The organism is Paenibacillus sp. FSL H7-0331 (assembly GCF_001956045.1).
In genome coordinates this window covers 41,170-53,535 of the sequence record NZ_MRTH01000048.1, presented here as the reverse complement: position 1 = coordinate 53,535, position 12,366 = coordinate 41,170, and the positions used below count along the sequence as shown (strand labels likewise).

The following is a 12,366-nucleotide window of genomic DNA, read 5'->3' as shown; positions in this document are numbered from 1 at the left end:
CTCTTCGACATCTTCTGTGGAATACTGGATAAAAAAGATTGAGGCCCAGGGGTTCACTGTTAAAGTAGAATCCACCGAAGCCTCTTAAAAATTTTTTAACATTCTTGTTTTAATAGAGGAGTGTCTTTTTGCGCTTTTTTCAGACATTCATTTTCGTATAAAAAGCCAAGGAAAGGCTGATAGTCTTTGAACGCAATAAATATTCCGTACATGGGCCAGTACTTGAAGATCAAAAAGTACAGAACACCAGGTAAGACCATGAAATAGAGCATCGGTTCCGCTGTAGTTTTTTCCATAGCGTGGATGAGTTCGAAGCCGCTGGAATGCGTGCTTCCATACTTGTTTGCATATTACTTCCTTCCTCTCGTTTCTCTTTTCTCATGACTAATGCAACAGTTACAAATTTCGTAGCCTTATCATAATGGCGAGGTTCGATTGCCGTCCATAGTCCCTATCTCATCAACAAATAACCGTCCCCAATTTGAAGCTTCTCTGGGCACGGCATTATTCTCTTGAGTATAGATGATTATTTCGACTCATTTTATTGAACTGATTTGCCGTTGAGTACTTGTACTCTCTCTATAAACTGCTGGATATCCGCTTTACTAACAGGTTGACCCGTCCCCATGGGGCCAGCTGCCCGTTGAATCAACTCGAGACCATCGATTGCATCACCTGCGCACCTCGGAATGAGATGGATATGCAGATGTCTGACAACCTCTCCCACTGTCAACGTGTATACCCTCTCAGCCTGAATTTCCTGATAGAGCATTTTTTCCAGCTGTGCAATGATCTCAGGAAGCTCGCTTTTTTCATCGGATGATAATTCGTGCCACGATTCAACATGCCTTTTCGGTTCAACATACAAATAACCAACCAATTGCTTCTCTACAGGAGCATGGTAAATCACATAATGACCTATCTCCATAACGAAATACGGATCTGAGCTTTGTTCCTTCAAGCAAATTTTGCAATTACTCATAAGTACCGCCTTTTCCTTTAATTTTCCCCGGACTGACTCCAATATATTTTTTAAACAACTTGCTGAAGTAGGCCTCATCCTTGATCCCTACTTGCTCCGCCGCTTCATACACCTTCAGGTTTCTTTTTATAATCAAATCCCTGGCTTTTTCCATCTTGGTTCGATTCACAAAATTAGTAAAGCTATCACCCATTTCTTTCTTGAAAATGTAGGAAAAATAACTTCTACTCATGTTCGAAAATTTGGCTGCATCCTCAAGTGAAATAATTTGTTCAATATTGTCGTAAACATACCTCTTGACGTTCATAATTTCAGGTCTTGCAGCTTCTCCCTTGATGGAAAGCATAGATTGTATGAAACCGGCAATGAATTCATCTACGCATCCTTTGATGTCGTGCAGTGTTTCTGCGTCCAAGATCATTTCCGTCCACTTCATGTTTGAATCGTTGTATGCCGGAGGCATTTGCTCCTCGTAAGGCTTGAATACTTTCATGAAAATATACAGCACATTTAAAACCGCCATCTTAACTCTCATCGGATGATGGATCCCATTGGACAAAATCGTGTTAAAAAACCGTTCGATGACAATCTTCACTCCGTCATAATCATTAGCGTGAATGTATTCAATCAACAGCTTCTCTTCCTCTAAGCCGAAAATAATTTCTTTATCGATGAAATCCGTCATACCGTCAGCAAAAATAATACATTCTCTCCCTTGATAGAAGCGGTAGCCGGAAGCGTGTTTGGCTTTACTGTAGAGTGCAGGAACATCCTTCAGGCTAGTGGTCTTTCCGGAAACCGCAAAAGAAACAGTAATGTTTAAATAACGCTTGAGCGAATGATTCATTTTCCGATAAAATTCAGTCATCACTTGATGATTTGAAGCCGCATGGACCGAGGCATCCAGCAATATCAAATAATCCCCATCGTCCAATTCTGCAAACTCGGCTTTCGTAAATTCAGTTAGCCCTTCCTTCAAAATATTGAGAAATGAGGAGCTTAGTAAATGGCTGTCTCTCAATCTGCTTTTCGTAGGGGCATTAAAATAGTCATCGATGGTACAGTAAATGACAAGAAATTGGGTGAAATCCGGCTGAACCTGCATAATCGATGCTTCTTTTTGAAAGTCGGAATAAGCCGTGGAGCCGCTCACTAATTTCTTATACAAACCGTTTTTTATCACCTGTTTATTCGCTCTTAACACCGATTCAAAATTGATTTTCTCTTCATTTTGCAGCCTTTCCTTTTCCACCTGCGCCTTCGTTTTGAGCAGCACCTCCAAAAGACTATCTGGCTGCATAGATAGCTTCAATATATAATCCTCGGCTCCAAGTCTCATCGCCTTTTTGACGGCATCCATCTCATTATGACAGCTTAAAACGATGACTTTGATATGCGGGTAACGGGTTGACAGTTGTCCAATCAGCTCCAGGCCATTCATATTCGGCATTAATATATCGGTAAGCACGATATCAGGACGGGTTTTCTCAATCAGCTCCAACGCCTGGACTCCATCCTCCGCTTGTCCGACAAATTCAAAATCGTACTTTTCCCATTCAATACATGACTTGATGCCTATTCGGACTAATGCTTCATCGTCCACGATAATGACTTTTAGCATTGGACTGACCTCCCTTTCCTTCAAGCCCTTAATATGAACTGTCTTCCTCTTTGATAGTCGCCGGAATAGTCACAGATACCGTTGTCCCTTCTACCTCGGATGACGATAGCCGTAATCCGAACGGCTCACCGTATTTAAGCTGCAGTCTGTCATGAATATTTCGAAGACCTACGCCGCTGAATTTATGTTGAGTTCCTGTAACTTCGTTCGTATCATCAAAAATTTCATGGATTCTTCGCTCTTCAATTCCTTCCCCGTTGTCGGTCACATCGATTCGCAAGCATCCCACTTCCAGTTGTGCACATATTCGGATTCTGCCGCCGGTCTTTTTGTTCTTAAGCCCATGTAAAATGCAATTTTCCACCACTGGCTGCAGCAGCAGCTTTATGATCTGGTATTTCTCCAAGCTGGGATCGATATCAATTTGCAATTCAATGCTGTCATTATAGCGTGCGCTTTGAATGTTCATGTACGCTTTAACGAGATGCAGCTCTTCTTTTAAGGTGATTTCTTCGTCACCTTTCTTCATGCTGACTTCCAGAAGCCGTCCCAAATCGGCAATCATATTCGAGGCATTAACCGCTCCGTTCATCATAGCGGTCCATTTAATAATATTCAATGTGTTAAACAGAAAATGCGGGTTAATCTGCGCCTTCAACGCTTCATATTTCAGTTCTTGTTCTCTGCTTTGCTCTTCGACTACCTTAAGAACCAACTCGTCAACCCTTTTAAACAGATGGTCAAAGCTTCTTACGATACTGTTCACATCGTTGGAGTACGTAATATCCTTAGTTCCCAGGCTGTACACCCCGATTTTTTTCTTTCTTAAATCTTTAATAAGAAGCTTTAAAGGGTTTGTTATATAAAGGATCAGCGCGACGCTTGATAGTAGAAATAAACCAAATACAATATAATTAATAGTCAAAACCTTGTTTTTAAGGCTGGACGTATTTTTCATAACATCCTCATAAGGAATAACCGATACGACCGCCCAATTAAGCCGGTTTAAAATATAATAAGTAACCATATAACGCTTGCCGTCGGAGGTTCCTATAAAATAACCCTTTTGCGTACCGTACAGCTTCAGGTCTTTTTTTACATTATTGATATCGCCTATCTCTATCTCGCCGGAGGACTTGATGATTCGATCCTGGCTATCCAACAACAGGATAGAGCCCTTGGAACGAACCGTAAATAAAGAGACGAAATTATCGAGGTCCAAATTTATCATTACGACACCCAGCATTTCGTTGGTAAAGCTGCTTTTTATTGACCTGGCAAGGGATACGTATTGTTTATCATCATTTAATTTGGACGAATGGTACATGTATGGAACCGTCCAGACCGAATCTCTTTCATGCCGTACGAGAGAATTAAACCACTCATCCTCTTTTAACCAAAAGCCGAATTCCTGCTTGAAATTCAAATAATCATGATTCATATCGATATCGCTTACGATATTGCCCATCACATTACTGACAATTCCGTCTGAACTGATCACGACCATATGCGCATTATAATTAAAGAAATTGTTGTTTTTCGTAAAGGTTAAACGGTTTTCGATCTTGGACATTCTTGAATAATCTTCAGTTGTCAGCTCTTGTGGAAGCTTCATCCTACTGAATGCTTTAAAATCCGTACTTCGTGAAAAAGCACTTAAATTCGTTGTGATGGTATCATCCAGACTTAACACATTAGATAGCTTCATCATGTCCAAGGTAACATTCTCAACTTGATTGCCAACCTGCTCAAGGTTGCTGATTAACAGGTCAGAGGTTTCTTTCTCAAATAACGTTTCCGTATGCTTAAAATTAATGTTCAGCGAAAAAAAGACGGCGGTAAAAACAAGTATGACAATGGAGATGATGATCCGAATCTGCAGATTACGATACAAAAAACCAATCCATTGCTTAATCTTGTACAGAATCGGGTTCTCCTCCTAAGAACTTTCCATACGGAAAGTTTACTTCGTTAGCAAAACTAGCTTCGTAAGCATGGTGTTGTATCTTATTGTACTGGACTCCTATTGGACCAGCAACCATTATATATGCAGCCCCCAGACACATGTTCTGGGGGCTGCATATGTTCAAGCGCCATTACTTAATAACTGTATCTTCTAGCGTAATGCCAGATTGGAACGATAAGAATCCCGGCATGTTCTTAAATCCTTCGACGTTCGCCTTCATTCCGAAGGCTTGCTCACGCCACGATAAATACACGAACGGCGACAAGTCCAGCGCACGGTCAATCAATTTTTCATAGATTTCTTTACGTTTCGTATCATCCAGCTCTTTTCTTCCGTCGACCAACAGTTTGTTAATTTGTGCGTCGTCAAAGTATGCTGAGTTGTTAAGTCTTGCCGGCCCACCGCTATAAAAATTACTGAGCCAGTCCGCGTCCGTAATATCCCCTGATGTACCCGCCACGACAAAATCATAGTTGCCTTCGGTATTTTTCTTCACACGGGTGGCCCAATCCGGAAGATCAAGCTCAATGTCAATCCCAACCTTCTTTAGCTCCGACTGAACAGCAACCGCCGTTTGCTGGTGGAAAGAAAATTGTGAAGTAGCTAGCAAGCGCGCTTTAAAGCCGTTAGGATAACCCGCTTCTGCAAGAAGCTTCTTCGCCTTTTCAATATTGTACTCGAAATATTTCTCATTCTTTTCATTATAACCCATATAGCCTTGCGGGATAGCCATACCGTAGATCGGCTTCCCGCGACCGTTGAACGCTGTGTTGATAATCGACTTGCGTTCGATCGCATATGAAATGGCTTTTCTGACTCTTGGATCGCTGAACGGTGCAAACTGCGTATTGAATTGCAGCTGCATAAAAGGTCCGCTTACACTGTCAAGCTTCAGCTTCGTGTCCTGCTCAATCGCAGCCGCGTCCTTCCAAGGCACATAGTCGATCAAATCCACATCGCCGGCCTTAAGCGCATTGACTCTTGTGTTCTCATCCGGATAAAAAACGAATCTTATATTATCCAGCTTACCCTTATCCTTCTTATAATACCCATCGAACTTTTTCACAACAAACTCTTGACCCTTCGTCCATTTAACAAACTGAAAAGGACCTGCTCCCATTGGGGCTGAGTTCAAGTCGCCGTTTTTCTCCTCGGTCCACTTCTTAGATACAATAACCGACTCGGGAAGAGCTAAGTAGTGAATGAAAGGAGCGGATGGCTCTTTTAGTATGAAAGTAACCGTTTTGGCATCTGTTGCTTCAATCTTGTCGATGACAGACAATTCATTGCGGAATGTCCCGTTATTTTTCGGATTCGCAATCCTCTCGAATGTATATTTCACATCCTCAGCAGTTACAGGATCGCCGTTTTGAAATTTAGCGTCGCGAAGCTTAAATGTGAACGTTTTCTTATCAGATGATAAAGAATAAGACTCCGCCAATTCATTGCTTAACTTACCTTCCTTGTCATAATTGACCAACCCGCGATAGATAGCAAGTTTAATCGTTCGTCCTGGACCGTTCTGCACCAGCGGGTCCATGCTCGTCGGCTCGCCAGATAGACCGAAGATGAGGTTACCGTTTTTAGTACTTCCTTTATCCGTGTTATCGGCTTTGGCAGAGTCCGCCGCTTTGTTTGGCCCCGCCCCTCCACATCCACTGACAATCAAGGCAACGACCATAATTAAAAACATCATTTTAGACAAACGCTTTCCCATACTGCATGCCTCCCCTTATTAATTATAATACGGTATTTATAATAGGGACAGCCATTGTTAATGGCTGCCATTACTACCAAGCTTAAGAGCGGTTCAGTTTCGGATCCAGTATGTCTCTCAGACTGTCACCCAACAAATTGACGGCTAGAATGGTAATGCCCAAACATAGGGAAGGCCAGACGGCATACATGGGGTTTAAGCTGATATACCCCCTTGATTGACCAATCATTTGCCCCCATGAAGGTTCAGGGGGAATTACGCCTAATCCAAGAAAGCTAAGTCCGGATTCAAGAAGAATGGCGGCAGCTATAGTCAAGCTGATCTGGATGATCAGCGGGGACATAATGTTCGGTAAAATACAGCCGAACAACACCCGCATATGAGATGCTCCCAAAGACAGTTCACTCTCTACATATTCCTGCTGCTTGATCTGCAAAGTCGATGAGTAGGCGATCCGGGCAAAGTGAGGAGCATAGACGATTCCGATAATAATGATCAGATTTTTGATACCTGCTCCCCAAAAGCCAACTACCATCAGTGCTAACAAAATCGGCGGGAAGCACAACACTATATCCACAGCGCGCATAATCGTTTTTTCGACAATCCCCCGGAAATAACCCGATACAATCCCAAGCAGCATTCCGACGGTAAATGCTACTATAGTTGAGCCTATTGCTACTGTAAGCGAGGGACGTATTCCTAAAATGAGCCGGCTTAATATATCTCTGCCGAATTCATCCGTGCCAAAGGGATATTGCGGCAATGTTGATTTAAGTACGATATCGGGATGGATTTCAAGCGGATCATGAGGAATGATCCATGGTCCGATCGCGGCAATGATTAATATAGGAAGCAGCACTATAGAGCTGATGACAAACGTTCTGTTCCTGATGCACTTGTTCAGCATACATCCAACTCCTTGACGATTTTCGGCATATCACAGCTCGCGCTGCCTTGGCTTTAGCGAACTCTTGGGTCCATAAGTCCATACAACAGATCAACTAATATATTAACTACGATAAAGAAAGTGGCCATGACGACAATACAGCCTTGAATTAATGGATAATCACGGTTAGCTATTGATTTGACCAACAGCGTGCTCATCCCCGGCCAGTTAAACAAGTACTCGATGAGAACCGTACCCCCTATCAGGTTACCGAGCTGCAAGCCGATTATCGTAATGACGGGAATAATCGCATTCCGGAAAGCATGCTTGGAGATAATCTTCCACTCCGGTACCCCTTTTGCTCGAAGCGTCTGAATAAAATCCTTGTTTAATACCTCCAGCATGGACGACCGTGTCATTCTTGCGATCGAAGCCGCTAAGCCCAGTGCAAGCGTTAAGGAAGGCAGGATCAGACGCAGCATATGCTTACCCGGGTTATCGGTAAACTCGACAAAACCGCTGGCAGGAAGCCATTGAAGCTTGAAGCTGAACATGAGAATCATAAAGGCTCCCAACACATAGACGGGGAAAGAAACACCTAAAGCCGCTACAGACGAAAGCGCCAAATCAATGAAGCTCTGCCGTTTCAAGGCAGCAGCAATTCCAAGTGGTACTCCGATTATCATTGCGAGAATGATCGATACAACCGCCAGTTCTATCGTGTTCGGAAGTCTTTGCGAGATATAAGTGTTGACCGAGGTTTTATCAAAAAGGGATTGCCCCAAATCAAATTTCACAAAATTAACAAGCCAATTCCAATACTGCATGATCAAAGGCTGGTCCAGCCCAAGCGTATGGCGCATTTCCGCCACTGCCGCAGCGTCTCCTCCTCTTTCCGTACCAAGCACGAGAACTGCAGGATCACCCGGCATAAAGTGAATCAACGAGAACACCAAAGTACCGACGACAAGCACCTGAACGATAAGCAGCACTACTTTTTCACCCAAATAACGTACCATTCGATCACCCTCTATTCAGCAAAACCGGTTGTTGTTGTACTTCTGCACTTGAGTTTGTAAATAAATGGCATGCAACGGCATGCTTGTCGCTTAGTTCAATAAACTCCGGAGCCACTTCGCTGCAAATCGGCATAACATCCTTGCACCTTGTACAAAATCTGCAGCCTGTCGGAGGATTAACAGGGCTTGGAACGTCGCCGCTTAATATAATGCGCTCCTTGTTGAAATCAGGATTAGGCATAGGGATGGCAGACAGCAGCGCTTTTGTGTATGGATGTTTGGCATTAGCGTATAATTCCTCTGCATCGGCAATCTCGACAATACTCCCGAGGTACATGACGGCTATACGGTTGCTCATATGCTTGACGATCGATAAATTGTGGGAAATAAACAAGTAGGTCAAACCGAATTCTTTCTGCAGATCGTCGAGCAAATTCAGAATCTGGGATTGGATAGACACATCCAATGCGGATACAGCCTCATCGCATACGATAAGCTTAGGATTTAAAGCAATCGCCCGCGCGATTCCGATTCGCTGCCTCTGTCCACCTGAAAATTCATGAGGATAACGGTTGATATATTGTGGACTTAGACCCACTAATTCCAGCAGATGCTTTACCCTTTTTTCCTTTTCTGCCCCCGTTGCAATACCGTGAATTTCAAACGGCGCTCCTATTATCTGTCCAACCGTCCTTCTCGGATTTAACGATTCGAATGGCTTCTGAAACACCATCTGAAATTTGCCGCGCTGCTTCCTTAATTGCTCGCCTTTCAATTTCAACAGGTCGATATTGTCAAATTTAATTTCTCCGCTGTCAGCATCGGTAAGCCGCATAATGACGCGGGACAACGTGCTTTTCCCGCAGCCGGATTCACCAACAAGTCCGAATGTCTCCCCCTTGAATATGGAGAAGCTTACATCATCAACCGCCTTGACAGAACCGAGCCGTTTTGAAAACACACCCTTTTTTAATGAAAAGTACTTTTTAACGTTGTTAACCTCCAAAAGAACCTCTTTCATCCCGCATCACCTTCCCTCCATGCCTGATCCAGCTTCCAGCAGCGAGCCTTACCGTTATGATTGGTTTGTATCATCTCCGGTTCCTTTTGTCGGCAAATATCAGCCGCATCCGGGCATCTGGGGCTGAACCGGCAGCCATCTGGCATAGAGCTTATGCTCGGAACGGTACCGCTAATGCTGTAAAGCTTTTCATTCTTTTGATCCATATGAGGAATCGACTTGATGAGCCCCTGGGTATACGGATGCTGCGGATTGTGGAAAATCGACCTGACATCCCCCTCTTCCATTACTTTTCCGGCATACATAACGGCAACGCGGTCAGCCATTTCGGCTACGACTCCGAGGTCGTGCGTAATCAGCATAATGCTCATATTCATTTCGTTCCTGATTTCTTTCAACAAATCCAGGATTTGCGCCTGTACCGTCACATCAAGTGCCGTAGTGGGCTCGTCCGCAATAAGAAGCTTAGGTCTGCATGACAGCGCCATCGCAATACTGATTCGCTGGCACATCCCTCCGGAAAGCTCATGAGGATAAGCATTCATACATCTTTCCGGGTGAGGGATGCCAACTTGCTTTAACAGCTCTACTGCCTTGTCGTACGCATCTTGATGCGATATTTTCTGATGAATTTGAACGGCTTCAATAACCTGGCTGCCGCATGTATATACGGGATCCAAAGACATCATCGGGTCCTGAAAAATCATCGCGATGGACTTCCCCCTAATTTGTGACATTTCCTTTTTCTTAATCTTTAGCAAATCCCGACCTTCAAACGAGATCTCGCCTGTCGTTATTTTCCCTACCGCAGGAATGAGATTCATCAAGGAAAGCGAAGCTACGGTTTTCCCGCTCCCGCTTTCGCCGACTATGCACAATATTTCCCCTTTGTTAATCGTTAAATTAACACCACTAATTGCCGGGAATACGCCTTTGTCCGTCTTAAACTCCGCAGTCAGGTTGCTAATTTTCAGTAGGGTATTATTCATGAGTATCACTCCCAGCTCTGTCCGCCTTACAACGATGTAATCGCTTCAAGACTATTTGCACCACATTATATCTAACACGAATATCACATTATTCGTTGCCTCTCTATAATTTATTATATATTCATGTTATATTTCATACCATGCAATACCGTATGCTTTCCTTGTAAATTCATATCGTATTTCATAAAAAAAACATGATCCAGAATCAGTTGGTACAGCGGATTCTAATTTGTTCTACTATATTTAGAATTTGTTGTACTATCGTCTTGTTATTGATGAAGGAACATACAATTTACATTTGAAACCGGAACCGATCTCCTCGGGAAACGATTTTAACGTATTCCATAACTTGTCTTCGCTCCGAATACACCAATGCGGTCATCAGAAACAGGGACGAGCCTTTTACGATATTCAACAGTTTGCTCTCGCTTGGCGAAGCGTAGACGAGTTCCAGTGTTTTACTGGAATATGCAGGTCGCAGCCCATATTTTTCATCCAGTATCTGATACAAGGATTGGTCAACCAGATTTTCATGCTGAATCCCCGGACACCGTTCCACCGACAAGTAGGAGGTTTCCATCGAAACCGGTTCATCGTTAATGAGCCTGAGCCGCTGAATTTCAGCGATCTCTGAGTTTTCCTGCACACCCAGCAATAAGGCCATCTTCAAAGGCGCTGGCGTTACTTTTACGCCCATCGATCTGGCTCCTGCAATCATCCCTCGTGCCTGCATGCGATCCGTGAAGCTAGTCACGTTAACAAGCCCCCGATCGATTTTCGGCTTGGATACAAAAGTCCCTTTGCCCTGCCTTCGGGCTAATATCCCATCATTCACCAAATCTTCAATTGCTTTGCGGACGGTAATACGGGAAACCCCATACTCCTCGGCTAAATCCATCTCTGCGGGAAACCTGTCGCCAAACTGAAGCTTATCCGATAGAATCAATTCCCGGAACAGCTCTGCCAGCTGAATATACAGCGGTGTTGAAATAGCGGGATCCAGTATGTTCTTCACTTGACGTTCACCTCCGTTTACCTGTTGCATCAAGCTTCTCTTAGTCCAAAAAAACGGCCACAGTACAGTGAAATACATCTGTACCATGACCGAAGAAATGGTTGTACGATGGCTCCAAATTAATAAGGAACCTTGAACATGTAACGCCGAGTTTCAAGTGGATGATTTCTGGTTTTCGACAGCGCCAAGGCAAACATGCGAAGTACGACATTGATGACGAGCGGAGCCAGATACCCTTGCACTTCCTCGTCAATACCAGTAAGATCGAATTTTTTGGCGTCAATCACTATCAGTTTCTCCCCGTATTGTTTAAGGAACGTCAGCGCCCGCTCTTCCAAAGGACGAGTTTCATCCAGGCCCATCAACAGAATGAACGGAACATCCTTATCCAGAATCTCAAACGGCCCGTGGAAAAATTCCCCTGCATGAATGGCGTGAGAATGAATCCGCTGCATCTCCATCAAAATACATATGGCGAAGGAGTATGCCATACCGTAACTCGCACCACTGGCCATCGTATACATAATTTTTTCGTCCTTATATTGCTCGGCATATACTTGTACTTGATCTGTATTCTGTTTCATGACTTTCTCAAATACAGTGCCGAGGTTCTCCAGGCTGCTAAGCAGCTTTTCATATTTGTTGTTACCTTCTTTCACATACAGAAGCCCCATAGCCAGCTTATAAAGGATGGCATAGTTCATAATTTCCGGGAGTGGCTCCATATTACCCGCCGAAATCCAGCTGTAGTTCACGATGAAGTCCGACTCCTCCGCAAGCGGGGCCGTCTCCACATACATCAGCGAAACCGTTAAAGCACCTTTGCTTTTGGCAAATTTGGCAGCTTCCGTCGTTTCCGGAGTCTTACCTTTATGCGAGCACAAAATAACTAATGAATGTTCGCCCAACGATTGCGGATTTCTGTGAATGAATTCATTGGAGCTATAAATTTCAGCTGTAATCTCGCTGGATTCACGATCAATGAAATATTTACTTGGATACATAAGTGCCGATGAACCGCCACACGCCACATAAAAGACGCGAGTAATCGTTCTTTGTTTAAAAGCCTCAAAAACCTGTTCAAGCTGGGCATTTGCATTCATATAAGGTGCTGAGTTTACCATTTGTATAGTCCCTCCTGTAATGTTGC

At 43.7% G+C, this 12,366-nt stretch carries 10 protein-coding genes and 1 pseudogene; all 11 read right to left on the bottom strand.

Annotation, left to right across the window (positions count from 1 at the left end; all coding sequences use genetic code 11):
- Nucleotides 1-161 precede the first annotated feature (161 nt).
- A pseudogene (locus BK127_RS45185) lies at nt 162-349 on the bottom strand (sugar ABC transporter permease); the annotation flags it as partial.
- 192 nt (nt 350-541) lie between these two features.
- A complete protein-coding gene (locus BK127_RS36900; RefSeq protein ID WP_179097735.1) occupies nt 542-982 on the bottom strand; it encodes an HIT family protein in 441 nt (146 codons plus the stop codon).
- On the bottom strand, nt 975-2,603 hold the full coding sequence (locus tag BK127_RS36895) for a response regulator transcription factor (RefSeq protein ID WP_076237684.1): 1,629 nt from the start codon (nt 2,601-2,603) through the stop codon (nt 975-977). Before BK127_RS36895 ends, BK127_RS36900 begins: the two co-directional genes overlap by 8 nt.
- A gap of 28 nt (nt 2,604-2,631) precedes the next feature.
- A complete protein-coding gene (locus tag BK127_RS36890) occupies nt 2,632-4,497 on the bottom strand; it encodes a sensor histidine kinase (RefSeq protein ID WP_076237683.1) in 1,866 nt (621 codons plus the stop codon).
- Between the two features lie 202 nt (nt 4,498-4,699).
- Nucleotides 4,700-6,286, bottom strand: a complete 1,587-nt coding sequence (locus tag BK127_RS36885; RefSeq protein WP_076237682.1) for an ABC transporter substrate-binding protein — start codon at nt 6,284-6,286, stop codon at nt 4,700-4,702.
- Nucleotides 6,287-6,368: 82 nt separating this feature from the next.
- Nucleotides 6,369-7,193, bottom strand: a complete 825-nt coding sequence (locus BK127_RS36880) for an ABC transporter permease (protein WP_076237681.1) — start codon at nt 7,191-7,193, stop codon at nt 6,369-6,371.
- A 53-nt stretch (nt 7,194-7,246) separates the two neighbouring features.
- Nucleotides 7,247-8,191: an ABC transporter permease gene (locus tag BK127_RS36875; protein ID WP_076237680.1), complete on the bottom strand. Its 945-nt coding sequence runs from the start codon at nt 8,189-8,191 to the stop codon at nt 7,247-7,249.
- Between the two features lie 4 nt (nt 8,192-8,195).
- Nucleotides 8,196-9,212 carry an ABC transporter ATP-binding protein gene (locus BK127_RS36870; RefSeq protein ID WP_076237679.1) on the bottom strand — a complete coding sequence of 339 codons (1,017 nt, stop codon included), beginning with the start codon at nt 9,210-9,212 and terminating at the stop codon, nt 8,196-8,198.
- The gene (locus BK127_RS36865; RefSeq protein WP_076237678.1) at nt 9,209-10,201 is read right to left on the bottom strand and encodes an ABC transporter ATP-binding protein; all 993 of its coding nucleotides are present in this window, start codon (nt 10,199-10,201) and stop codon (nt 9,209-9,211) included. The genes BK127_RS36870 and BK127_RS36865 overlap by 4 nt, the downstream gene beginning before the upstream one ends.
- A gap of 292 nt (nt 10,202-10,493) precedes the next feature.
- Nucleotides 10,494-11,216: a GntR family transcriptional regulator gene (locus BK127_RS36860; RefSeq protein WP_179097734.1), complete on the bottom strand. Its 723-nt coding sequence runs from the start codon at nt 11,214-11,216 to the stop codon at nt 10,494-10,496.
- Nucleotides 11,217-11,335: 119 nt separating this feature from the next.
- Nucleotides 11,336-12,340, bottom strand: a complete 1,005-nt coding sequence (locus tag BK127_RS36855) for an SIS domain-containing protein (protein WP_076237677.1) — start codon at nt 12,338-12,340, stop codon at nt 11,336-11,338.
- Nucleotides 12,341-12,366: the final 26 nt, after the last annotated feature.

What these genes read in the sequence shown, in the direction of transcription:
- BK127_RS36900 (WP_179097735.1), bottom strand. Translation starts at nt 982, where the DNA reads ATGAGTAATTGCAAAATTTGCTTGAAGGAACAAAGCTCAGATCCGTAT.
- BK127_RS36885 (WP_076237682.1), bottom strand. Translation starts at nt 6,286, where the DNA reads ATGGGAAAGCGTTTGTCTAAAATGATGTTTTTAATTATGGTCGTTGCC.
- BK127_RS36875 (WP_076237680.1), bottom strand. Translation starts at nt 8,191, where the DNA reads ATGGTACGTTATTTGGGTGAAAAAGTAGTGCTGCTTATCGTTCAGGTG.
- BK127_RS36895 (WP_076237684.1), bottom strand. Translation starts at nt 2,603, where the DNA reads ATGCTAAAAGTCATTATCGTGGACGATGAAGCATTAGTCCGAATAGGC.
- BK127_RS36880 (WP_076237681.1), bottom strand. Translation starts at nt 7,193, where the DNA reads ATGCTGAACAAGTGCATCAGGAACAGAACGTTTGTCATCAGCTCTATA.
- BK127_RS36870 (WP_076237679.1), bottom strand. Translation starts at nt 9,212, where the DNA reads ATGAAAGAGGTTCTTTTGGAGGTTAACAACGTTAAAAAGTACTTTTCA.
- BK127_RS36865 (WP_076237678.1), bottom strand. Translation starts at nt 10,201, where the DNA reads ATGAATAATACCCTACTGAAAATTAGCAACCTGACTGCGGAGTTTAAG.
- BK127_RS36855 (WP_076237677.1), bottom strand. Translation starts at nt 12,340, where the DNA reads ATGGTAAACTCAGCACCTTATATGAATGCAAATGCCCAGCTTGAACAG.